Origin of the sequence: Delftia sp. DS1230 (assembly GCF_040112715.1) — a bacterium.
GTDB lineage: Bacteria > Pseudomonadota > Gammaproteobacteria > Burkholderiales > Burkholderiaceae_C > Comamonas > Comamonas tsuruhatensis.
On sequence record NZ_CP157763.1, the window covers coordinates 296,806 to 317,755 of the forward strand.

General features: G+C 68.5%; 22 protein-coding genes. 14 read left to right on the forward strand and 8 right to left on the reverse strand.

Annotated features, from left to right (window positions below):
• Positions 1-42: 42 nt before the first annotated feature.
• The 11 genes from AAN986_RS01305 (at position 43) to AAN986_RS01355 (ending at position 10,402) form a co-directional block, all read left to right on the forward strand.
• Positions 43-1,041: a tripartite tricarboxylate transporter substrate binding protein gene (locus AAN986_RS01305; protein ID WP_047218564.1), complete on the forward strand. Its 999-nt coding sequence runs from the start codon at positions 43-45 to the stop codon at positions 1,039-1,041.
• A 188-nt stretch (positions 1,042-1,229) separates the two neighbouring features.
• Positions 1,230-2,795 (forward strand): galactarate dehydratase, encoded by a 1,566-nt coding sequence (garD, locus tag AAN986_RS01310; protein WP_047218565.1) that lies wholly within the window; start codon positions 1,230-1,232, stop codon positions 2,793-2,795.
• 70 nt (positions 2,796-2,865) lie between these two features.
• On the forward strand, positions 2,866-3,852 hold the full coding sequence (locus AAN986_RS01315) for a YihY/virulence factor BrkB family protein (protein WP_034366599.1): 987 nt from the start codon (positions 2,866-2,868) through the stop codon (positions 3,850-3,852).
• Between the two features lie 123 nt (positions 3,853-3,975).
• Positions 3,976-4,914: a LysR family transcriptional regulator gene (locus AAN986_RS01320; RefSeq protein ID WP_047218566.1), complete on the forward strand. Its 939-nt coding sequence runs from the start codon at positions 3,976-3,978 to the stop codon at positions 4,912-4,914.
• A 220-nt stretch (positions 4,915-5,134) separates the two neighbouring features.
• Positions 5,135-5,998 carry a branched-chain amino acid ABC transporter permease gene (locus AAN986_RS01325; RefSeq protein ID WP_016448674.1) on the forward strand — a complete coding sequence of 288 codons (864 nt, stop codon included), beginning with the start codon at positions 5,135-5,137 and terminating at the stop codon, positions 5,996-5,998.
• Positions 5,999-6,973 carry a branched-chain amino acid ABC transporter permease gene (locus AAN986_RS01330; protein WP_043792260.1) on the forward strand — a complete coding sequence of 325 codons (975 nt, stop codon included), beginning with the start codon at positions 5,999-6,001 and terminating at the stop codon, positions 6,971-6,973. It abuts the gene before it with no gap.
• Complete coding sequence (locus AAN986_RS01335) at positions 6,960-7,724, forward strand: ABC transporter ATP-binding protein (protein WP_016452146.1); 765 nt, start codon at positions 6,960-6,962, stop codon at positions 7,722-7,724. Before AAN986_RS01330 ends, AAN986_RS01335 begins: the two co-directional genes overlap by 14 nt.
• Positions 7,711-8,418, forward strand: coding sequence for an ABC transporter ATP-binding protein (locus AAN986_RS01340; protein ID WP_013800138.1), 708 nt, complete (start codon positions 7,711-7,713; stop codon positions 8,416-8,418). Before AAN986_RS01335 ends, AAN986_RS01340 begins: the two co-directional genes overlap by 14 nt.
• A gap of 55 nt (positions 8,419-8,473) precedes the next feature.
• Positions 8,474-9,649: an ABC transporter substrate-binding protein gene (locus AAN986_RS01345; RefSeq protein WP_016452145.1), complete on the forward strand. Its 1,176-nt coding sequence runs from the start codon at positions 8,474-8,476 to the stop codon at positions 9,647-9,649.
• A gap of 129 nt (positions 9,650-9,778) precedes the next feature.
• Positions 9,779-10,060 (forward strand): type II toxin-antitoxin system RelE/ParE family toxin, encoded by a 282-nt coding sequence (locus AAN986_RS01350; RefSeq protein ID WP_016452144.1) that lies wholly within the window; start codon positions 9,779-9,781, stop codon positions 10,058-10,060.
• A gap of 42 nt (positions 10,061-10,102) precedes the next feature.
• Positions 10,103-10,402: a HigA family addiction module antitoxin gene (locus tag AAN986_RS01355; RefSeq protein WP_026062357.1), complete on the forward strand. Its 300-nt coding sequence runs from the start codon at positions 10,103-10,105 to the stop codon at positions 10,400-10,402.
• 92 nt (positions 10,403-10,494) lie between these two features.
• Here AAN986_RS01355 and AAN986_RS01360 read toward each other — a convergent pair whose 3' ends face one another.
• The 4 genes from AAN986_RS01360 to AAN986_RS01375 form a co-directional block, all read right to left on the reverse strand.
• Positions 10,495-11,268, reverse strand: coding sequence for an SDR family oxidoreductase (locus tag AAN986_RS01360; protein ID WP_016448669.1), 774 nt, complete (start codon positions 11,266-11,268; stop codon positions 10,495-10,497).
• A 145-nt stretch (positions 11,269-11,413) separates the two neighbouring features.
• Positions 11,414-12,220: an IclR family transcriptional regulator gene (locus tag AAN986_RS01365; protein ID WP_016448668.1), complete on the reverse strand. Its 807-nt coding sequence runs from the start codon at positions 12,218-12,220 to the stop codon at positions 11,414-11,416.
• 44 nt (positions 12,221-12,264) lie between these two features.
• Positions 12,265-13,038 (reverse strand): ferredoxin--NADP reductase, encoded by a 774-nt coding sequence (locus AAN986_RS01370; RefSeq protein ID WP_016448667.1) that lies wholly within the window; start codon positions 13,036-13,038, stop codon positions 12,265-12,267.
• A gap of 261 nt (positions 13,039-13,299) precedes the next feature.
• On the reverse strand, positions 13,300-14,235 hold the full coding sequence (locus AAN986_RS01375; RefSeq protein ID WP_047218567.1) for a LysR family transcriptional regulator: 936 nt from the start codon (positions 14,233-14,235) through the stop codon (positions 13,300-13,302).
• Positions 14,236-14,327: 92 nt separating this feature from the next.
• On the opposite strand from AAN986_RS01375, the gene AAN986_RS01380 reads away from it, so the two are divergent.
• On the forward strand, positions 14,328-15,119 hold the full coding sequence (locus tag AAN986_RS01380) for an SDR family oxidoreductase (protein ID WP_047218568.1): 792 nt from the start codon (positions 14,328-14,330) through the stop codon (positions 15,117-15,119).
• Between the two features lie 17 nt (positions 15,120-15,136).
• Here AAN986_RS01380 and AAN986_RS01385 read toward each other — a convergent pair whose 3' ends face one another.
• The 4 genes from AAN986_RS01385 to AAN986_RS01400 form a co-directional block, all read right to left on the reverse strand.
• Positions 15,137-15,418 (reverse strand): DUF3325 domain-containing protein, encoded by a 282-nt coding sequence (locus tag AAN986_RS01385; RefSeq protein WP_012202210.1) that lies wholly within the window; start codon positions 15,416-15,418, stop codon positions 15,137-15,139.
• Positions 15,415-17,166, reverse strand: a complete 1,752-nt coding sequence (locus AAN986_RS01390) for a PepSY-associated TM helix domain-containing protein (RefSeq protein ID WP_047218569.1) — start codon at positions 17,164-17,166, stop codon at positions 15,415-15,417. Before AAN986_RS01390 ends, AAN986_RS01385 begins: the two co-directional genes overlap by 4 nt.
• On the reverse strand, positions 17,163-17,489 hold the full coding sequence (locus tag AAN986_RS01395; RefSeq protein ID WP_047218570.1) for a DUF3649 domain-containing protein: 327 nt from the start codon (positions 17,487-17,489) through the stop codon (positions 17,163-17,165). The genes AAN986_RS01390 and AAN986_RS01395 overlap by 4 nt, the downstream gene beginning before the upstream one ends.
• A 146-nt stretch (positions 17,490-17,635) precedes the next feature.
• Positions 17,636-18,496: a LysR substrate-binding domain-containing protein gene (locus AAN986_RS01400; RefSeq protein WP_047218571.1), complete on the reverse strand. Its 861-nt coding sequence runs from the start codon at positions 18,494-18,496 to the stop codon at positions 17,636-17,638.
• A 165-nt stretch (positions 18,497-18,661) separates the two neighbouring features.
• Here AAN986_RS01400 and AAN986_RS01405 point away from each other — a divergent pair, with 165 nt between their 5' ends.
• Both AAN986_RS01405 and AAN986_RS01410 read left to right on the forward strand, forming a co-directional pair.
• Positions 18,662-19,198 (forward strand): cysteine dioxygenase family protein, encoded by a 537-nt coding sequence (locus tag AAN986_RS01405; protein ID WP_047218584.1) that lies wholly within the window; start codon positions 18,662-18,664, stop codon positions 19,196-19,198.
• 131 nt (positions 19,199-19,329) lie between these two features.
• A complete protein-coding gene (locus tag AAN986_RS01410) occupies positions 19,330-20,901 on the forward strand; it encodes a rhodanese-like domain-containing protein (protein WP_047218572.1) in 1,572 nt (523 codons plus the stop codon).
• Positions 20,902-20,950 lie beyond the last annotated feature (49 nt).

Here is a 20,950-nt window from a genome sequence, read left to right on the forward strand (position 1 = left end):
TCACACCATTCCAACGACAAGCCCTTCCCGGAGACAAGCACCATGCAACGCCGCACACTCATCCAACATTCCCTCGCCAGCGCCCTGCTGCTGGGCACGGCCCTGACCGCCATGCCCGCCGCCGCGCAGGGCAACTGGCCCACGGGCAAGCCCATCACCTACCTGGTGCCGTTCCCGCCTGGCGGCAATACCGATACGCTGGCGCGCGTGATCGCCCAGCCGCTGAGCAAGGCCCTGGGCACGCCCGTGGTGATCGAGAACAAGGGCGGCGCGGGCGGCAGCGTGGGCTCGGCCATTGCGGCGCGCGCACCGGCCGATGGCTACACCATCCTGGGCGGCACCATCAGCTCGCACGCCATCAATGTGAGCCTGTACGCCAAGCTGGACTACGACCCGGTCAAGTCCTTCACGCCGGTGGCCATGCTGGGCTCGGGCCCGCTGGTGCTGGTGGTGCCGGCCTCCAGCCCCTACAAGACGCTGGCCGACGTGCTGGCCGCCAGCAAGGCCAAGGCAGCGGCGGGCGGCCTGACCTCGGCCTCGCCGGGCAGCGGCACCTCCAACCACATGGCGCTGGAGCTGCTGGGCTACCAGACGGGCGTGAAGTTCACCCACGTGCCCTACAAGGGCAGCGGCCCGGCCGTGCAGGACGTGATCGGCGGCCAGGTGGACATGATGTTCGACACCGCCCTGGTCGTCGGCCCCCATGTGCAGGCCGGCAAGCTGCGCCCCATCGCCGTGACCAGCTCGCGGCGCCTGGAATCCCTGCCCGATGTGCCCACCATTGCCGAGGCCGGCGAGAAGGGCTTCGACATGGGCTCCTGGCAGGCCGTGTTCGCGCCCGCAGGCACGCCGGGCCCCATCGTGGAGCGGCTGCATGCGGAGATCATGAAGATCGTCGCCACGCCCGAGGTGCAGGCGCGCCTGAAGAACTTCGGCATGCTGCCTTCGCAGATGACGCCGGCCGAGCTGGGCGAGTTCCAGAAGGCCGAGGTGGTCAAGTGGGGGAAGGTGATCAAGGCTGCTGGAATAAAAGCAGAGTGACCCCCTGAGGCGCTTCGCGCCTTCCCCCTTCTCGCTTCGCGGAGGGGGACGACACCCTCGCTGCGGGGCGGCGCGGCCGGCGTAGGCCCTTGCTTGGTGTCCCTCGCTTTGGGCCGCGCCGGTTGCGTGGGCTGTGCCAGCTGCTTTACTGCTGTAGTGCCAGCCCTTTAGAAAATTGAGACATTGCCATGAGTACCCCACTTCCTCTTTCCATCCGCATGCATCCGGCCGACAACGTGGCCATCGTGGCCAATGACGGGGGTTTGCCTGCGGGCACGGTGATGCCCGGGGGGCTGGTGCTGGTCGACAAGGTGCCGCAGGCGCACAAGGTGGCGCTGGTGGACATTGCCGAGGGCGGCGAGGTGCGCCGCTACAACGTGGTGATCGGCTATGCGCTGCAGGCCATTGCCGCGGGCAGCTGGGTGCATGAGCGGCTGCTGCGCATGCCGGGGGCGCTGTCTCTTGAGGGGTTGCCGATCGCCACGGTGCAGCCGCCCGAGCTGCCGCCGCTGACGGGCTACACCTTCGAGGGCTACCGCAATGCCGATGGCACGGTGGGCACGCGCAATATCCTGGCCATCACCACGACGGTGCAGTGCGTGGCCGGGGTGCTGGATTTCGCGGTGGGCCGCATCAAGGCCGAGCTGCTGCCGCGCTATCCGAACGTGGACGATGTGGTGGGCCTGGAGCACAGCTATGGCTGCGGCGTGGCCATCGATGCCGTGGGCGCCGAGGTTCCGCAGCGCACGCTGCGCAACATCAGCCACAACCCGAATTTCGGCGGCGAGGTGATGGTGGTGAGCCTGGGCTGCGAGAAGCTGCAGCCCGAGCGGCTGCTGCCGCCGGGCTCGTTTCCCATCGTCGATGAGCGAGAACCCGCGCTGGACGTGGTCTGCCTGCAGGACGAGGCGCATGTGGGCTTCATGTCCATGGTGGACTCCATCATGGGCCGCGCCAGGGTGCATCTGGAGCGGCTGAACGCGCGCCGGCGCGAGACCGTGCCGGCCAGCGCCCTGGTGGTGGGCGTGCAGTGCGGCGGCAGCGATGCGTTCAGCGGCGTCACGGCCAATCCGGCCGTGGGCTTTTGCACCGATTTGCTGGTGCGCGCAGGCGCCACCGTGATGTTCAGCGAGGTGACCGAGGTGCGCGACGGCATCGACCAGCTCACCTCGCGCGCCTCCAGCCCCGAGGTGGCCCAGGCCATGATCGAGGAGATGGCCTGGTACGACGCCTACCTGGACAAGGGCCGCGTGGACCGCAGCGCCAACACCACGCCGGGCAACAAGAAGGGCGGCCTGTCCAACATTGTCGAGAAGGCCATGGGCTCCATCATCAAGAGCGGCACGGCGCCCATCACCGGCGTGCTGTCGCCGGGCCAGCGTCTGGCCGACCGGGGCATTCAAAGCGGCCTGGTCTACGCGGCCACGCCGGCCAGCGACTTCATCTGCGGCACGCTGCAGCTGGCCGCCGGCATGAACCTGCATGTGTTCACCACGGGCCGGGGCACGCCCTACGGCCTGGCCCAGGTGCCCGTGATCAAGGTGGCCACGCGCAGCGACCTGGCGCGGCGCTGGCATGACCTGATGGACGTGAACGCGGGCCGCATCGCCGAGGGCCAGGCCAGCATCGAGGACGTGGGCTGGGAGATGTTCCGCCTGATGCTGGACGTGGCCAGCGGCCGCAGGAAGACCTGGGCCGAGCAGTGGAAGCTGCACAACGCCCTGGTGCTGTTCAATCCAGCGCCCGTGACCTGAGCCGCGCGCACAGGCCCCTGTCGGCACAGGCTGACAGGGCGCCGGTGCGCCGCTGCGCACAATGGGGGCCATGCCCTCAGATACCCCGGAAACTCCCCCCGCCTCGTCCTGGTCCGCACGCCTGGACCGGCTGCTGGAACTGAACCCGCTGCGCGCCATGTGGAACGCCGTGCAGCTGTGGCTGGACGCCGATGGCCTGCGCATGAGCGCCGCCATGTCCTTCTACGGCATCCTGAGCCTGGCCCCGCTGCTGCTGCTGCTGGTCGGCGTGCTGGGCTGGTGGGTGGACCGCAGCTATGTGGAGCACCAGCTCATCGACCAGGTGCAGGACGTGATCGGCGAGCGCGGCGCCCAGGTGGTGCGCGGCGCGCTGGAAAGCGCCCAGCGGCCCGACGAGGGGCGGCTGGCTTCGCTGTTCGGCTTCATCCTGCTGATGTCGGGCGCCACCGGTGTCTTCGTGGAGCTGCAGTCCGCGCTGGAAAGGCTCTGGACCTCGAACGGCGAGCCGCCGCCGCCCAAGGCCGTGTGGTGGCGCATGGCCGCGCTGCGGCTGCGCGGCCTGACCTATGTGCTGGCGCTGGGCTTCTTGCTGCTGGTGTCCATGGCCCTGTCCACGGCCATCCAGCTGATCACCAACTGGGCCGGCACCAAGCTGCAGATGCAGCCGCTGGGGCCGCTGGTCAGCCTGATCAACGAGTGCGTGTCCTTCGGCATCACCGTGCTGCTCTTTGTGGGGCTGATGCGCATAGGCGGCGGCCCCAAGCCCCGGCTGCGCTATCTGATCTTCGGTGCCATCATCGGCGCCCTGCTGTTCACGCTGGGCAAGCAGGCCCTGGCCTGGTACCTGGCCACGGCGGCCGTGGTCTCGGCCTATGGCGCGGCGGGCTCGCTGGTGGTGCTGCTGATGTGGATCTACTTTTCCTCGGCCATCCTGCTGCTGTCGGCCGCCACGGCCAAGGCCTTCAGCGATGCCGGCGTGCGCTTCACCCACCCCATCCGCTGGGCGCCGCCCGCCGAGGCGGCCAGCGCCGGGGACACTCCGGGCGGCACGGGCTGAGTTCCCGCATTTCGACGAAGATGAACGCCTGCGCCGCGGCCCGCAAAGCCGCGGCGCAGGCGTTTGGGCAATGGAACAATGCAGCAAAGTCCCCTGGCACCAAGGCCGGGGGCCAAGGACAAGATGGACCGATTGCAGACCATGCGGGTATTCCAGACCGTGGCCGACGAGGCCGGGTTTTCGGCGGCGGCGCGGCGCCTGGACATGTCCGTGCCCACGGTCACGCGCCTGGTGGCCGACCTGGAGCAGCACCTGGGCACGCGGCTGCTGCAGCGCACCACGCGAAGCGTCTCGCTGACCGAGGCTGGCGAGGCCTACCTGGAGCGCGTGCGCGGCATCCTGGCCGATGTGGAGGACGCCTTCAGCCTGGCCCAGGCGCACACGCTGGAGCTGTCTGGCGCCGTGCGCGTGCTCACGCCGCCCGTGTTCGCCGAGCATGTTCTGGCGCCGCTGGTGGCGGACTTCCACCGCCTGCATCCGCGCATCTGCATCGAGGTCTTCGTGGAGTCGGCCAGCGAGGCGGCCGTGGGCGAATACGACATCACCTTCGTCAATGCCGAGGAGGGCTACGACGGCAACGTGGTGGCCCGGCCCATCGTCACCACCTGCGGCCTGGCCTGCGCCGCGCCCGAGTACCTGGACGCCCATGGCGTGCCTGTCGTGCCCGAGGACCTGGCCGGCCACCAGTGCCTGCTGCGCCGGCGCATCCAGGGCCGCTCCGACATGCTGCGCATGCGCCGGCTCGACGGCAACGCGGGCGAGGCCGAGGTGGCCGTGCGCCCCGTGCTGGTGGCCAACCACACGGGCACGCTGCTGCGCGCCACGCTGGACGGCGCGGGCATCAGCACCCAGCCGCTGGACCTGATCGCGCGCCACCTGCGCTCGGGCCGGCTGCGCCATGTGCTGCCCGAATGGACCACGGGCCGATTCACGCTCTACGCCACCCTGCCCACGCGCAAGTTCATGCCGGCGCGCGTGCGCAGCTTCCTGGACTTCGTGGCCGAGCACACGCAGCGCTCCATGCAGGGCCTGCCCGAGAACCTGCCGGCGCTGTCCATCTAGCGTTCCCCGCTCCTGCCGGCCTGCGCCTGTCATCTAGGTTACTGCCGCAGCGGTTTGCGCCTCGGGGTTTCCCAGGTGAATTCCGCTGTGCGGAATCTTCGGGTTGATGGTGCACGGCACCGCCTCCTAAGCTGGTTCACAGCAAACAAGGAGGCAAGGCAATGCGAGAACAGACCCTGGTCCGGTGGCGGCCACCGGCGGCGGCAGGCGGGAGGCGGTGATGGACGTCTTCCTGCAGCAAGTGCTCAATGGACTGACCCTGGGCGGCATCTATGGCCTCGTGGCCCTGGGCCTGACCCTGGTCTACGGCATCCTGCACGTGCCCAACTTCGCGCACGGGGGCTTCTACATGATCGGCGCCTTCGTGGCCTTCCAGGCCATGGTGGCCTGGAGCTGGGGCTACTGGGCGGCCATGCTGGTGGCGGCGGTGGCGGTGGCGGTGCTGGGCATCGTCAGCGAGCGGCTGATCTTCCATCCGCTGCGCAAGGCCTCTCCCCTGCATCCCAAGATCGCCTCCATCGGCCTGCTGCTGTTTCTGGAAGCGGGCGCCCAGGCGCTGTGGGGCGCGGACTTCCAGCGCATGCCCACGCCCTACACCTCCATCGTGGAGATGGGCGGCATCACGGCGCCTGCGCAGCGCCTGCTGATCATAGTCGCGGCCTTTGCGCTGATGGTGGCGCTGCACCTGTTCCTGACGCGCACCACCACGGGCTCGACCATCATCGCCATGGCCCAGAACCGCGAGGGCGCATCGATGGTGGGCATCGATGCCAACCGCGTGTCCATGCTGACCTTTGCCATCTCGGGCGTGCTCGCGGCCGTGGCGGCCACGCTGTATGCGCCCATCAACCTGGTCTATCCGGCCATGGGCCACCTGGTCATCACCAAGGCCTTCGTGATCATCATCCTGGGCGGCATGGGCAGCATCCCGGGCGCCGTGCTGGGCGGGCTGATCATCGGCTTTGCCGAGAGCTTCGGCGCCTACTACATCTCCACCGACTACAAGGACATCATCGCCTTCGTGCTGCTGGTGGTGATCCTGTCGCTGCGCCCGCAGGGCCTGTTCGCCAAGAGGAGTCATTGAATGAACGGATTCATCGACTCCCGCGTTGCCTGGGGCCTGCTGCTGGCCGCCGGCATCGCCTTCCCCTGGCTGGCGGGCAACGACTACCACCTCACGGTGATGAGCACGGCCTACATCTTCGCCATCGCCACGCTGGGCCTGAACCTGATCACGGGCTACACGGGCCAGCTCAATCTGGCGCATGCGGGCTTCATGGCCGCGGGCGCCTATACCGTGGGCATCCTTACGGTGGACCATGGCTGGCCGTTCTGGGGCGGGCTGGTGATGTCGGGCGTGGTGTGCGCGGTGCTGGGCTACCTGATCGGCATCGTCTCGCTGCGGCTCAAGGGCCACTACTTCTCCATCTTCACGCTGTGCGTGGGCTACATCATGTTCCTCGTCATCGAGAAGTGGGAGGGCCTGACCCACGGCACGGTGGGCATCATGGGCATCCCCGCGCCCGAGGCCCTGGGCGCGCTGAGCTTCGAGTCGCCGCTGGCGCTGTACTACCTGGTGCTGGCCTTCCTCGTGGTCTCGGTCTGGGTGATGCGGCGCATCGTCCGGTCGCTGCTGGGCCGCACCTTCATGGCCATCCGCAACAGCGACGAGCTGGCCGAGGCGCTCGGCATCAACCTCATGCGCAACAAGGTGCTGGCCTTCATGCTGAGCGTGGTCTACGCGGGCGTGGCGGGCGGCCTGTACGCCGGCTTCGTGCGCTTCATCGGGCCGGACATGGCGGGCGTGCACCACACCTTCGACATGATGATCTTCGCCATGGTCGGCGGCATGGGCACGGTGCTGGGGCCGCTGCTGGGCGCCATCGGCATGCCCTGGATCACGCAGTACCTGCAGTTCCTGCAGGAGTACCGCTTCATCGTCTTCGGCCCCATTCTCGTGATGCTGGTGATCTTCATGCCCTACGGCGTGGTGGGCAGCGTCACCGCCTGGCGCGCGCGCCGCAATGCCAAGGAGGGCAAGCCGCATGCTCAAGATTGACCACCTGACCAAGCGGTTCGGCGGACTGGCCGCCGTGAGCGATGTCAGCACCGTGATCGAGGAAGGCCGCATCAACGCCATCATCGGCCCTAACGGCGCCGGCAAGACCACGTTCTTCAACCTGATCAGCTGCGTGCACAAGCCCACCTCGGGCACCATCACCTTCAATGGCCAGGACGTGACCTCGCTGCGCACCGACCAGGTGGCGAAACTGGGCGTGGCGCGCACCTTCCAGACCACGGCGCTGTTCGACCGCGCCACGGTGCTGGACAACCTCATCGTGGGCCACCGGCTGCGCACGCGCTCAGGGCTATGGGATGTGCTGCGCGGCTCCAGCCGCCTGCGCGAGGAAGAGCGCGTGTGCCGTGAAAAGGCGCGCGACGCGCTGGACTTCGTGGGCCTGTCGCACGTGGCCGGCCGCATCGCGGGCGACATCACGCAGGAGGAGCGCAAGCGCGTGGCCTTCGCGCTGGCCCTGGCCACCGACCCCAAGCTGATGCTGCTCGACGAGCCCGCCGGTGGCGTCAACCCCGAGGAGACCGAGGGCCTGGCCGAGCTGATCCGCAAGCTGGTGCGCCACGGCATCACGGTGGCGCTGATCGAGCACAAGATGGGCATGATCATGAGCCTGGCCGACAAGATCCTGGTGCTCAGCTACGGCGAGAAGATCGCCGAGGGCACGCCCGAGGAGATACGCCGCAACCCCGCCGTCATCGATGCCTACCTGGGGAGCGAGCATGCTGAAGTTTGAGAACGTGTCGCTGCGCTACGGCAGCTTCCTGGCGCTGGACGGCGTGAGCCTGCATGCCGACCGGGGCGAGCTGGTGGTGCTGCTGGGCGCCAACGGCGCGGGCAAGAGTTCGCTGTTCCTCACGGCCAGCGGCATCCACAAGGCCGCGGGTGGCTCCATCGTCTGGAATGGCAAGGAGCTGGCTGGCAGCAAGCCCTCGGCCATCGTGCAGTCCGGCGTGGTGCAGTGCCCCGAAGGGCGCAAGCTGTTCCCCCAGATGTCGGTGCTGCGCAACCTGCAGCTGGGCGCCTACGTGCACCGCCGCGACCCCGGTCCCAGCCAGAAGACGCTGCAGGAGGTGATGGAGCTGTTTCCCATCCTGCGCGAGAAGCAGCACGACCCGGCCGGCTCGCTGTCGGGCGGCCAGCAGCAGATGGTGGCCATCGGCCGCGCCATGATGGGCCGGCCCCAGGCCCTGCTGCTGGACGAGCCCTCGCTGGGCCTGGCGCCCCTGGTCATCAAGCAGATGTTCGAGGCCATACAGCGCATCAACGCGGCCGGCACCACCGTGCTGCTGGCCGAGCAGAACGCCTATGCGGCGCTGAAGATCGCGCACCGCGCCTATGTGATGGAAAGCGGCCGCATCGTGCGCGAGGGCAGGCCCGCCGAATTGCTGGCCGACGACTCCATCCGCAAGGCCTACATCGGCGCATGACGCCGCCTCTTGCCTCTACCCAAGCCACCACCACCAACGATCCAAGGAGACAGACATGACAGCATTCGCACCATTGACCCGCCGCAGGGTGGGCACGCTGGCCCTGGCCTGCGCCGCCGTGGCCGCCGCCGGCCCTGCGCTGGCCCAGGAAGTCGTCAAGATCGGCTACTCCGGCCCGCTGTCGGGCGGCGCTGCCCAGTACGGCAAGAACGTGCTCGACGGCATGCAGATGGCCGTCTCCGAGATCAATGCCGCAGCGCCCGAGATCGGTGGCAAGAAGGTCAAGATCGAGATCGTTCCGCTGGACGACAAGTACAACCCGTCCGAGACCGCGATCAACGCCCAGCGCCTGGTGCAGCAGCACAAGACGGCGGCCATCCTGGTGCCGCATTCGGGCGGCATCTTCGCGCTGCAGACCACCAACGAGCGCAGCAACTTCATCGTGCTGGCCTACAGCTCGGTGCCGCAGATCACCAACCGGGGCAACAAGCTGACCCTGCGCATCCCGCCCGAGTTCACCTCGTACATCGACCCTTTCTCCAAGTACGTGATGGGCCGCTTCGGCAAGAAGGTGGCCCTGGTGGGCGCCGACCACGACTACGCCAAGGCCTGGGTCGCCGCCTTCAAGCCCGGCTGGGAAAAGCTGGGCGGCACCGTGGTGGCCGAGAACGCCATGAGCTACAACCGTGCCACCGATTTCTACAGCGGCGTGAGCAAGGCCCTGGCCGAGAAGCCCGACGTGCTCTTCGTGGGCGGAGCCTCCGAGCCCACGGCCCTGGTCGTCAAGCAGGCGCGCGAGCTGGGCTTCAAGGGCGGCTTCGTGGTCATGGACCAGGCCAAGCTCGACGAAATGGCCCGTGTGGTCGGCGGCTATGCGCCGCTGGAAGGCGCCATCGGCGTCATGCCCGTCTCCGAGGACACCAAGCCCGAGAACAAGGCCTTCGTCGAACGCTTCGGCAAGGTCTACCCTGGCCGCATCCCCGGCTCGGAGGCGCAGTGGAACTACACGGCCGTGCACGCCACCGTCAAGGCCATGCAGCTGGCCGGCTCTGCCTCGGACACCAAGGCCATCCACGCCAAGCTCGACGAGGCCTACAAATCCCTGCGCCCCGACGTGAACCCCGGCGGCGTCAAGGGCGTGGATGATCGCGGCGGCACGTTGACCACGGAACGCGGCGCCGCTGTGCGCGATGGCAAGATTGAGGCGGTGATGACGGTGGCGAACAAGTAGAGCGCCGCTCAGTTTTTCGACCGAAAGCGCCTGGTGCCAGCTTGATCTGGCCCAGGCGCTTTCTTGTGGACTCAGTTGTCCGGTACTTGCGTTTGACGTTACTGACGCGGCACGTTATTATTTGCTTCCATGACGATCCAGTCATTCAAGTGCCCCGACACCGAGCAACTGTTCCAGCAGAGGCGGGTGCGTCGGTGGAGCAGCATTGAAGTGGTTGCGCTGCGCAAGCTTCGGATGCTGCATGCCGCTCATGTGCTTCAGGACTTGAGGGTCCCGCCCGGAAACCGGCTGGAGGCGCTGCACGGAGACCGCAAGGGGCAGCACAGCATCCGCATCAATGACCAGTGGCGCGTGTGCTTTGTGTGGACCCATGAAGGCCCGAGTCAGCTGGAGATCGTCGATTACCACTGAAGCGAAAGCGTTGATCCTGGATCTGGCGCAGGAGTGCTGACCATGAACAAACCTTTGAACCTCCCCACGCCAGGCGAAATCCTGGCCACTGAATTCCTGGAGCCCATGGGCCTGACGCAATACCGCCTGGCCCAGGCCATCCATGTCCCGCAGACACGCATCGCGGCCATCGTCAAGAACGGCCGCTCCATCACGGCGGATACGGCGCTGCGGCTGGCGCGCTTCTTTGGCACGTCCGTGGAGTTCTGGATGAATCTGCAAAGCCAGTACGACGCCGATATCGCGCGCGAAGCCATAGGCGACGAACTGGAGTCCATCGAGCCCTTTGCTCTGCAGGCTTGAAGAAGACATGCTGAGTCGCTGCGCAGCGGCTCACGTAAGAAAGGCCCCTGCACCGCGGTACAGGGGCCTTTCTCATTGCAGGGCTGCGTTGTTTACAACAAGCTCGCTCCACCATCCAGCACCAACGCCTGCCCCGTCATGTGCCGCGATGCATCGGACGCCAGGTAGACCACGGCGCCCTTGAGGTCCTCCTCGCCGCCGATGCGTCGCAGCGGGGCGCGGGCGATGAGCTGGTCGCCGAGCTTGTCGATGAGGCCGTTGGCCAGCTTGCTGGGGAAAAAGCCCGGGCAGATGGAGTTGACGCGGATGCCGTAGTGGCCCCATTCCGAGGCCAGGGTGCGCGCCAGGTGCACGGCGGCCGCCTTGGAGGTGTTGTAGGCCACGGTGTTCATGCCGGGCGGCGTGCCCTTGAAGGCCGCGACCGAGGCCGTGATGATCACGTTGCCCCGGCCCTTGGGGATCATCACGCGCCTGGCCACTTCGCGGGTGAGGAAGAAGGGCGCGGAGACGTTGAGGTTCATGACCTTGTTCCAGGCCTCGTCCGGGTATTCCTCGGCCTTGGCGCCCCAGGTGGCGCCCGCGTTGTTGACGAGGATGTCGATGTCGCCGCAGCGCGCCAGCACGTCCTCGACCAGGGCGGGGATGGTGTCGAACTTCTGCAGGTCGTTGGTGAAGGTCTCGACCTGGTAGCCGAGGCCCTGCAGGTGGGCCTTGGCCTCGGCCAGCTCGTCGGACTTGCGCGCCGTGATGGCGAGCCGGGCGCCCATCTCGCCCAGCGCCTCGGCCATCTGCAGGCCCAGGCCGCGCGAGCCTCCGGTGATCAGGGCGGTCTTGCCCGTGAGGTCGAACAATGCTTTCACGCTCATGCTGTATGTCTCCTGGCTTGGGTTTCTGGTGGTTGAGCAACACCTGCATGCTAGGGCGCCGGCACCGTGCACGCTGTCGTCTTGGCTACTTTGCCGTGCTGCGCCGTGCTGAGCGGTACCGCGCGGGCACCTGCGGGACAGGCGTTCAGGCCCTGTCGATGTCCTGCTGCAGCCGCCGCACCATGCGCTGCAGCGCGGGCACGCCGTCCTGGCGCAGCGCGTCGGCCGTGACGAAGCGCGAGGGCCCGCCCAGGCTGACGGCCATCAGCGGCAGGCCGCGCCCCGGCGAGAAGGCCAGGGCAATGGCGTTGACCTCGGGCTGCCAGTCGCCGAACGAGCGCGACAGCCATGGCTGGGGCTGGTTGCCTGCCTCCGGCCACAGCGGCAGCTGGGCCTGTGCGGCGGCCCATTGCTCGGGCGCGTGAGACTGCAGATAGTCCAGCGCGCGCTGGCGCTCGGACGCGGGGCTGGCGGCCAGCCAGGCACGGCCCACGGCCGTGGTGGCCAGGGGAATGCGCGAGCCCATGTCCAGGTCGCGGTGCATGAAGCGCGCGCTGGGGCAGTGCTCGATGTAGACCATGTTGTGCCGGTCGCGCGTGGCCAGGGCCACCTCGGCATCGGTGGCGGCCGCCAGCTTGCGCATCAGCGGGCGCGCGATCTGGCGCACGTCCAGGCGCGAGAGCATGGCGCTGCCCAGCGCCAGCGTGGCCGTGCCCAGGCGGTATTTGCCCTCTTCGGGCACATGGATGAGGTAACCCAGCGTGGTCAGCGTGTGCGTCAGGCGCGAGACCGTGGACTTGGGCAGTCCGCAGCGCCTGGCGATGTCCTGGTTGCCCAGCAGCTTCTCGCCGGAGCGAAAGCACGACAGCACGTCCAGCCCGCGCGCCAGTGCGACGATGAAGTTGCGGTCTTCGTCGCCTGGCGGGGCTGAAGGAAGGGAGGAGGGCGGCATGCGCCGATTATCGGCAGCCGCCCCGCCACGGGGTGTCGTGGGCTTTACTTCTCGACGAAGGCGCGCTCGACCACGAAGTCGCCGGGCGTGGTGGTGTTGCCTTCCTTGAAGCCGCGGTGCTCCAGCAGCTCCTTGAGTTCGTTCAGCATGGCGGGGCTGCCGCACAGCATGACGCGGTCGGTCTCGGGGTTGAGCTCGGGCAGGCCGATGTTCTGCGGGAAGGTTCCGGCCGTGATCTGGTTGGAGATGCGGCCCTGGTTGCGGAAGGGCTCGCGCGTCACCGTGGGGTAGTAGATGAGCTTGTCCTTGACGATCTCGCCGAGGAACTCGTGCTCGGGCAGTTCCTTCTCGAACAGCTCCTGGTAGGCCAGCTCGTTGGCATGGCGCACGCCGTGCACCACGACCACCTTCTCGTAGCGCTCGTAGGTCTCGGGGTCGCGCGCCACGGCCAGCCAGGGGGCCAGGCCCGTGCCGGTGCCGATCAGGTACAGGTTCTTGCCGGGCAGCAGGTAGTCGATCAGCAGCGTGCCCGTGGGCTTCTTGCCGACGATGATGGTGTCGCCCACCTTGATGTTCTGCAGGCGCGAGGTCAGCGGGCCGTCGGGCACCTTGATGGACAGGAACTCCAGGTGCTCCTCGTAATTGGGGCTGGCAATGGAGTAGGCGCGCAGCAGGTTCTTGCCGTCGACCTTCAGGCCGATCATCGTGAAATGGCCGTTGGAAAAGCGCAGCGCAGTGTCACGGGTGGTGGTGAAGGAGAAAAGGCGGTCGGTCCAGTGGTGGACGGACAGCACGCGTTCTTCAAGAAAAGCACTCATGTTGGCAATACGGTGAATTCGGGGCGGACAGTGCCCGCCGGGACGTTGCAATGAGAGGTCAGTGCCATTCAGGCACGCGGTGGCGGGAAGCACAGGGGGCAGGCGCGGTGTGCGCGTTGCCGCTGCTTCGTGGCGGCCGGTGACCGGGGCAAGGTCGCTATTGTCCGGTAAATGGCGTCAAAAGGGGCAGGCGCGAACCTTTGTCTTGATACGGATTAGTGATAAGCAAAATGACGCTGGCCGAGTCCATCGGGCCATCGCCTATTGCTTTTCGGGCAGGCCAGCGTCGAGTGTCCAGGGCTGTATGGCCTGTGCCAGCCAGTCCATGAGCACGCGCACGCGGCGTGGCAATTGGCGGCGGTGGGCATAGACCAGGTGCAAGGGCATGGGCGGGGGCGGATGGCGGGGCAGCACCTCGACCAGTTCCCCTGCGTCCAGCAGCGGCTGCACGGCCAGGCGCGGAACCTGGATCAGCCCCAGGCCGGCCTGGCAGGCCGCGAGATAGGCCTCCGCGTTGTTCACGGTGAGCGCGCCCGCCATCGGCAGGTACCGGGGCTGGCCATCCTCCTCGTACTCGAAGCCCAGCGGCCGCGCGCCCAGCGTGCGCTGGTAGTGCACCAGCCGGTGACCGCCCAGATCCTGCAGCGTGGCGGGCAGCCCGTGGGCCTGGACATAGCCGGGGCTGGCGCAGGTGGCCAGCGCCACCAGGCCCAGCGGGCGGGCGACCAGCCCGGGCTCGTCCACGGGGCCCAGGCGCAGCACGCAATCAAAGCCTTCGCGCACCAGGTCCACGCGACGCTCGGTGCAGCTCAGCTCCAGCTCCAGCGCCGGATGGCTTTGCAGCAGTTGCGGCAGCAAGGGCATGACGACGTGGCGCGCCAGGCCGGTGGTCATGTCCAGCCGCACCTTGCCTTGCAGCGGTGCGTCGCCGGCCTGCTGGAACTGGCCCTGGAATTCGTCCACGTCGGCCAGCAGGTCCTGACAGCGTTCGTAGCAGGCCTGGCCGTCCTGGGTGAGCTGCACGCGCCGCGTGGTCCGGTGCAGCAGCCGCGTGCCCAGCCGCGCCTCCAGCTGCTGCACGGCCTGGGAGACGCTGGCCTTGGGCAAACCCATGCTGTCGGCCGCACGCGTGAAGCTGGCCATCTCGGCCACGCGGCTGAAGATCTGCATCTGCTCCAGAAGCTTGATTGTTTGCATGGTACGAACAAATAAATCAGAAACAGCCAATTTATCCAGAAAACAGCCTTCAATACAGTCGCCGTCATTGCAACCCACTGCCGAGGTCCGTCATGACAGCTTCTCCTTCGACCGCTTCTTCCCCTGCCGCCCGCCGCATCGTCCTCGTCACGGGCGGCAGCCGCGGCCTGGGCCGCAACACGGCCGAGCACCTGGCGCGCCAGGGCCTGGACGTGGTGCTGACCTACCGCGAGCGTGCCGACCAGGCCCAGGCCGCCGTGGCCGCCATCGAGGAGCTGGGCGGGCGGGCCGCCGCCCTGCAGCTGGACGTGGCGCGCAGCGCGGGCTTTGCGGACTTTGCGGCCCGCGTGCGCCGGGCCCTGGCCGAGACCTGGCAGGCCGACCGCCTCGATGCGCTGGTGCACAACGCCGGCATCGGCATCAATGCGCCATTCGCCACCACCACCGAGGCGCAGTTCGATGAATTGGTCGCCATCCACCTGAAGGCGCCGTTCTTCCTGAGCCAGCACCTGCTGCCCCTGCTGCGCGATGGCGGCAGCATCATCCACCTGTCCAGCGGGCTCACGCGCTTCACCCAGCCGGGCTATGCGGCCTATGCATCCATGAAGGGCGGGGTGGAGGTGCTGACGCGCTACCTGGCGCGCGAGCTGGGGGCGCGCGGCATTCGCGTCAACACGGTGGCGCCGGGGGCGATTGCCACGGATTTTGGCGGTGGCCGTGTGCGCGACGATGCGCAGGTAGGCGCGGCCCTGGCCAGCCAGACGGCACTGGGCCGCGTGGGCCAGCCCGACGACATCGGCCCCGTGATGGCCGCCCTGCTGCAGCCCGGCATGGGCTGGGTGCAGGGCCAGCGCATCGAGGCCTCGGGCGGCATGTTTCTCTGAAGGCGCCAGGAGGGCCGTCAGCGCAGGCGCTCGCGCGCCACCATGGACAGCAGCACGATGGCCGCTGCTGCGGCGATGTGGCCGAACCAGGCCACCAGCCCCAGCGACCAGGGCTCCACCTGCAGCGCCGCCCACAGCGACAGCGCCAGCAGCACCCAGCCGGCCGCGCGCAGGCGCCGTGTGCGGGCGGGTGGCAGTTCCTTGCCGAACAGGTCGCTCTGGTGGCGGTCCATGGCCAGGGCCAGGCAGGCGAAGGCGCCCAGGGCCAGCAGCTGACAGAACAGATGGGCCATGCTCATGCGCTGGTCTCCGCTGCGGCGGCCGCTGCTGTGGCGGCCACAGCCGTGGCAGCCACTGCCGTGGCGGCTGCTGCAGTGGCGGCTGCCGTAGGCGCGGGCCGGGCGGCGCGCACCGGTTTGGCCTTGGGCTGGTGGCGCTGGGTGCGCAGGGCCAGATGGGCATGCAGTGCGGCCAGGGCCAGCAGCATGAGGTCCATGCCGGCAAACACCCAGTCGCCCGCGCGCAGGCTGGCCAAGAGGCCGCGATCCGTGGTCAGCGCGTTGACCACGGGCAGCAGGGCCAGGGCGGCGGCGCCAGCCCACAGCAACTCGATCCAGGCCCGCCTGGCGGGCCGGCCCATCGCCCAGAACAGGGTGGCACCCCAGGCGATGAACATGGCGTGCACCTCCCACTCGGCGCGCTGCGCCATCTCCACCGGCAGCAGGCGGTTGGCCCAGAGCATGCCGGCCATGCCGATGGACAGGCCGGCGATGGTGGCGATGTTCAGCCGTTCCACGAGCCGGAAGCCGAAATGCGGCCTTTCCGGGTCGGGCAGCTTGCTGCGCCGCTTCACGTTCCACAGCACCAGTCCTGTTCCCACCATGGCCGTGCCCGCAAGGCTGACGATGAAGTACAGCCAGCGCGTGGGCAGGTCGCCGAAGCGGCCCATGTGCAGCGCATAGAGCACGCCGCGCGTCTCGGCGGCGGCGCCCACGCTGTCCTGGGCCTTGAGCAGTTGGCCGCTGACGCCGTCGAACGTCATGAACTGCGGGCTGATGGAGACGCGGCCGTTGTCGCCGCGCACCACGACCACGCTGGCCTTGGCATCGCCGGGCAGATTGACGTTCAGGCGCTCCACCTGGCCCGCGCCCCAGCGCTGCTCGGCCTGGCGCACCATGTCGGCCAGCGGTGCCAGGCGCGCGGCCTGCCCCGAGGGCTTGCCAGCCGGAACGAAGGCGCTGAGCTGCTGGCCTGCCACCACGCGCTGCTCGGGCGTCATGGTGGTGGCCAGGCTGGCCCAGGGCATGTACATCAGGGCCAGCGTCACCAGGCCGGTGTACGTGATCATCAGGTGAAAGGGCAGGCCCAGCACGGACAGCGCGTTGTGCGCGTCCAGCCAGGAGCGCTGGCCCTTGCCCCAGCGGAAGGTGAAGAAGTCGGCAAAGATCTTCTTGTGCGTGATCACCCCGCTGACGATGGCCACCAGCATGAACATGGCGCACAGCCCCGCCAGATAGCGGCCCCAGAGCACGGGCATGTAGTGGAACTGGAAGTGGAAGCGGTAGAAGAACTCGCCGCCGCGCGTCTCGCGCACCGGGCCTTCGAGGCGCGTGCCGGTGGCCGGGTCGAAGCGGCCGTTCTCGAAGCGGCGCCTGGCGCCCTTTTCGGTCTGCGGCGGGCTCCAGAACACCGTGGCCACCGTGCTGCGCGCATCGGGCAGGTTGATCAGCCATTGCGGGCTTTGCGGCGCCACATGGGCCATGGCGTCGCCGATCCGCTGGGCCACGAGCGCGGGCTCGCTCGCCTGGCTCTGGTGCGGCTGCTCGGGCTGCATCCACTGCGTGATCTCGTTCCTGAAATAGCTCACCGTGCCCGTAAGGAACATGGCGTAGAGGAACCAGCCCAGCAGCAGGCCGACCCAGGTGTGCAGGTCGGACATGGTCTGGCGGATGCCGGGCGCCTTGGCGGCTTTCCCGGGCTTGGCGGCTTTCGCGGGCTTGGCAGACTTGCCGGCCGTGTCCGTGGTGTTCGTGGTGTTCGTGTTCATGCGCCCAGCCCCTTGCCCCAGGTCCACCACGCGGCAGGCGCCAGCACCAGGGCGGCGACCAGCAGGCCGGCCCAGGCGCGTCGGGCGCTGCGCACGGCAAACACCCAGATCACCGCGCCCGCATAGACGGCAAAACTCAGCAAGGTGCCCGAGATCGCCGCCTGCGTGCGGTCTGCGGGCAGGGCCAGCACGGCCACGCTGGCCAGCGCCGCCACGGCGTAGCCGCCAAACAGCGCGGCGAGGATGCGGGAGATCAGCGGCCCGTAGTCACGGAACCAGTCACGGAACCAGTCATGGGTGCGGGCAAGAGTGGGAGATGGCATGGCACGGGGCCTGGAAAGGCTCGAAAAACGCCGGCTGGAGGGGGCGGCGGTGGCGCGGATGTTATTTGAGAATAAGTCCCATTACAAGCGGTGCAGTCAAGTGCGCCGCCACATCCAGCGCTGCCGCGCGCCAAGCGCCCCGGCGCTCAGCTCGCCGGCTGGCGCATGCGGGCCTGCAGGTTCTCGAAGATCTGGCGTGTCACGGGGCTGATCACATGGCTGCGGATGTACAGGCGGTAGGCCAGGTCCGGCAGCGGTGGCATGCCGTCGCCCGCGCCCAGCACGCGCAGGCCCGGGTCGAGCTGCTCCACGCCGCGCGCCGTCACGCCCAGGCCGGCGCGCAGCGCTGCGCGTATGCCGACCAGGCTGGTGCAGGTGTGGCGCGGCGTCCAGGCGATGCCGGCCGCATCCAGCGCATCGCAGCCCAGGCGGCGGAAGATGCTGGGCCCGTCGGCCATGACCAGGGGCACGGGCTTGCCCGGGTCATGGGCATAGCCCGCGCCGCACAGCCACACGGTGGGTGTGGAGCGCAGGGCAAAGCCCTCGAAGCCTTCATCCTCCCGGTTGGAGATGGCCAGGTCCAGCTCGCCCTGCTTGAGCGACTCCATCAGGAAAGGGCTGCGCCCCACATGGATGTCGATCTGCATGCCCGGAAAGTTCAGCGCGATCTCCTGCAGCACGGGCGGCAGCATGTTGTCGGCCGCGTCGTGCGGCGCGCCAATGCGCACCAGGCCCTGCACCTGGCGGTGCTGCAGATTGCGCAGCGCCTCGTCGTGGATGGCCAGCATGTGGCGCGCATAGCCCAGCAGGCGCTGGCCATGGTCGGTGAGGCGTTTTTGCCGGCCCTGCTTCTCGAACAGCGCGTGGCCGATCTTCTCCTCCAGTCGCTGCATCTGCTGGGTGATGGCCGATTGCGTGCGCCCCATCTGCACGGCGGCGGCGGCAAAGCTGTCATGGCTGGCAATGGCGGCCAGGGTGCGCAGCAGGTCCAGGTCAAGCGTCTCCATACTTCAATTTTATTGAAGTATTTATTGGGCATGCGTGGATTGTTGCGGACCGGGCGCCTCACTACAGTGGACTTCAACGACGACAAGGAGCCCCCTTTGAACACCACCACTAACAACACCATCACCGAACAGCGCAGCGCCGCCGTGACAGCAGCCATCGACAGCATGAAGCAGGCCATTGGCGAGGACGCGGCCACGCGCGCCAGCCTGGACGCCGTGCTCCAGCAACTGCTGGGCCTGGCCGCGCGCCGAGACTTCTGGCAACAGGCCGACTACGCTGCGCCCGAAGAGGGCGAGCACCAGGCGCGCTACCTGATCGCCGAGGACGCCGACCAGAGCTATGCGCTGTACCTCAACGTCATGCGCCCGGGCAAGCGCATCGTGCCGCACAACCACACGACCTGGGCCTGCATTGCCGCCGTGGAAGGCACGGAGCACAACCGCGTCTACGAGCGCACCGACGACGGCTCCGTCCCCGGCAAGGGCACGCTGCGCGAGACGGAACTCGTGGTGGTCGCACCAGGCCAGGGCATCGCCCTCATGCCCGAGGACATCCACTCCGTGGAGATCCAGGGCGAGCAGGTCATCCGCCACCTGCACATGTACGGCCGCGCGCTGGAGACGCTCAACGAGCGCACCAGCTACGACCTGTCCACCGGCACCTGCCAGACCATGGCCATCGGCGTGCAGACGCGCCGCTGAGCCCAGGCCTTCCGGCCGCTATCTCCCGCTTCCTGCCTTTTCACTGTCCATGCCGCAGCGCGCCCCACGGGGCGCGCGTGGCACGGCTTTGCCCGAAATTCCTTGCCGATCTTTTTCCCGGACCGCATGCAATGACCGCATCCATTGACGCCCACACCCTCAAATCCTGGCTGCACGACGGCCAGGAGATCGCGCTGCTCGACGTGCGCGAGCACGGCCAGTACGGCGAGTCGCACCTGTTCTACGCCACGCCCCTGCCCTACAGCCGGCTGGAGCTGGATGTGCTCCGCCTGGTGCCGCGCAGGCAGGTGCGCGTCGTCACCTACGACGGTGGCGAGGGCGATGCCAGCGCGGGCGTGGCCGAGCGTGCCGCGCGCCGCCTCGAAGCCCTGGGCTATACCCAGGTCGCCGTGCTCGAAGGCGGTGCCAAGGCCTGGAGCGCTGCGGGCTACACGCTGTTCGCCGGCGTGAACCTGCCCTCCAAGACCTTTGGCGAACTGGCCGAACACGCCTATGGCACGCCGCGCATCACGGCACAGCAGCTGGCGGCGCGCCAGGCGGCGGGCCTGCCCCTGGTGGTGCTGGACGGCCGGCCCGTCTCCGAGTTCCACAAGATGAACATCCCCGGCGCCATCTGCTGCCCCAATGGCGAGCTGGCGCTGCGCGTGAGCCGCCTGGTGCCCGATGCGGCCACGCCCATCGTGGTCAATTGCGCGGGCCGCACGCGCTCCATCATCGGCGCGCAGACCTTGATCAACCTGGGCATTCCCAACCCCGTCTACGCGCTGGAGAACGGCACCCAGGGCTGGTACCTGGCCGACCTGCCGCTGGAGCACGGCGGCACGCACCGCTATGGCGACGACTCGGCCAGCAGCGCGCTGCAAGCCCAGGCCCGTGCCCTGGCCGAACGCTTCGACGTGCCCGAGGTCGATGCCGACACCGTGCGCGCCTGGAGCCAGGATGCTGCGCGCACGCTGTTCCTGTGCGATGTGCGCACGCCCGAGGAATTCAAGGCCGGCTCGCTGCCCGGCGCCCAGCACACGCCCGGCGGCCAGCTCATGCAGGCCGGCGACCAGTACGTGGGCGTGCGCGGTGCGCGCCTGGTGCTGTTCGACAGCGATGGCGTGCGCGCCCCCGTGGTGGCCAGCTGGCTGCGCCAGCTCGGCCATGACGCCTGCGTGCTGCGGGGCGGCCTGCACAGCGGCCTGGACCTGGCACCGGCCCAGCCGCCCCAGGTCCCCGCACTGGCAGGCATCACGGCGCAGGCCCTGCACGAGCGCATGCGCCAGGGCGAGGTGGCCGTGGTCGATCTGCGCGCGGGCATGAAGTACCGCGCAGGCCACATCGCCGGGGCCCGCTGGTCCATCCGCCCGTGCCTTGCCAGCGATCTGGCCGGCGAGACGCGCCAGATCGTGCTGGTGGCCGACGAGCCCGGCATGGCGCAATGGGCCGCGCTGGAGCTGCAGGGCGCCGCGCCGCTGCTGCTGGAAGGCGGTCTGGCCGCATGGCAGCAGGCCGGCCTGCCCGTCGAGGCTACGCCCGACAGCCCCACCGACGCCGAGTGCATCGACTACCTGTTCTTCGTGCACGACCGCCACGACGGCAACAAGGAAGCGGCACGCCGCTACCTGGCCTGGGAGACGGGCCTGGTGCCGCAGCTCGATGCCCAGGAACTGGCCGCCTTCCGCCTGCCGAGTGCATGAAGCTCCCCCTGAGCGGCTTCGCCGCTTCCCCCTCTCTCGCTGCGCGGGA

Excerpts from the sequence above, each read along its gene's own strand:
- AAN986_RS01400 (WP_047218571.1), bottom strand. The coding sequence starts at position 18,496 with ATGGAGACGCTTGACCTGGACCTGCTGCGCACCCTGGCCGCCATTGCC.
- AAN986_RS01330 (WP_043792260.1), top strand. The coding sequence starts at position 5,999 with ATGAACGGATTCATCGACTCCCGCGTTGCCTGGGGCCTGCTGCTGGCC.
- AAN986_RS01380 (WP_047218568.1), top strand. The coding sequence starts at position 14,328 with ATGACAGCTTCTCCTTCGACCGCTTCTTCCCCTGCCGCCCGCCGCATC.
- AAN986_RS01360 (WP_016448669.1), bottom strand. The coding sequence starts at position 11,268 with ATGAGCGTGAAAGCATTGTTCGACCTCACGGGCAAGACCGCCCTGATC.
- AAN986_RS01395 (WP_047218570.1), bottom strand. The coding sequence starts at position 17,489 with ATGCCATCTCCCACTCTTGCCCGCACCCATGACTGGTTCCGTGACTGG.
- AAN986_RS01410 (WP_047218572.1), top strand. The coding sequence starts at position 19,330 with ATGACCGCATCCATTGACGCCCACACCCTCAAATCCTGGCTGCACGAC.
- garD (WP_047218565.1), top strand. The coding sequence starts at position 1,230 with ATGAGTACCCCACTTCCTCTTTCCATCCGCATGCATCCGGCCGACAAC.
- AAN986_RS01355 (WP_026062357.1), top strand. The coding sequence starts at position 10,103 with ATGAACAAACCTTTGAACCTCCCCACGCCAGGCGAAATCCTGGCCACT.
- AAN986_RS01320 (WP_047218566.1), top strand. The coding sequence starts at position 3,976 with ATGGACCGATTGCAGACCATGCGGGTATTCCAGACCGTGGCCGACGAG.
- AAN986_RS01340 (WP_013800138.1), top strand. The coding sequence starts at position 7,711 with ATGCTGAAGTTTGAGAACGTGTCGCTGCGCTACGGCAGCTTCCTGGCG.
- AAN986_RS01390 (WP_047218569.1), bottom strand. The coding sequence starts at position 17,166 with ATGAACACGAACACCACGAACACCACGGACACGGCCGGCAAGTCTGCC.
- AAN986_RS01335 (WP_016452146.1), top strand. The coding sequence starts at position 6,960 with ATGCTCAAGATTGACCACCTGACCAAGCGGTTCGGCGGACTGGCCGCC.
- AAN986_RS01350 (WP_016452144.1), top strand. The coding sequence starts at position 9,779 with ATGACGATCCAGTCATTCAAGTGCCCCGACACCGAGCAACTGTTCCAG.
- AAN986_RS01385 (WP_012202210.1), bottom strand. The coding sequence starts at position 15,418 with ATGAGCATGGCCCATCTGTTCTGTCAGCTGCTGGCCCTGGGCGCCTTC.
- AAN986_RS01375 (WP_047218567.1), bottom strand. The coding sequence starts at position 14,235 with ATGCAAACAATCAAGCTTCTGGAGCAGATGCAGATCTTCAGCCGCGTG.
- AAN986_RS01325 (WP_016448674.1), top strand. The coding sequence starts at position 5,135 with ATGGACGTCTTCCTGCAGCAAGTGCTCAATGGACTGACCCTGGGCGGC.
- AAN986_RS01365 (WP_016448668.1), bottom strand. The coding sequence starts at position 12,220 with ATGCCGCCCTCCTCCCTTCCTTCAGCCCCGCCAGGCGACGAAGACCGC.
- AAN986_RS01370 (WP_016448667.1), bottom strand. The coding sequence starts at position 13,038 with ATGAGTGCTTTTCTTGAAGAACGCGTGCTGTCCGTCCACCACTGGACC.
- AAN986_RS01405 (WP_047218584.1), top strand. The coding sequence starts at position 18,662 with ATGAAGCAGGCCATTGGCGAGGACGCGGCCACGCGCGCCAGCCTGGAC.
- AAN986_RS01305 (WP_047218564.1), top strand. The coding sequence starts at position 43 with ATGCAACGCCGCACACTCATCCAACATTCCCTCGCCAGCGCCCTGCTG.
- AAN986_RS01345 (WP_016452145.1), top strand. The coding sequence starts at position 8,474 with ATGACAGCATTCGCACCATTGACCCGCCGCAGGGTGGGCACGCTGGCC.
- AAN986_RS01315 (WP_034366599.1), top strand. The coding sequence starts at position 2,866 with ATGCCCTCAGATACCCCGGAAACTCCCCCCGCCTCGTCCTGGTCCGCA.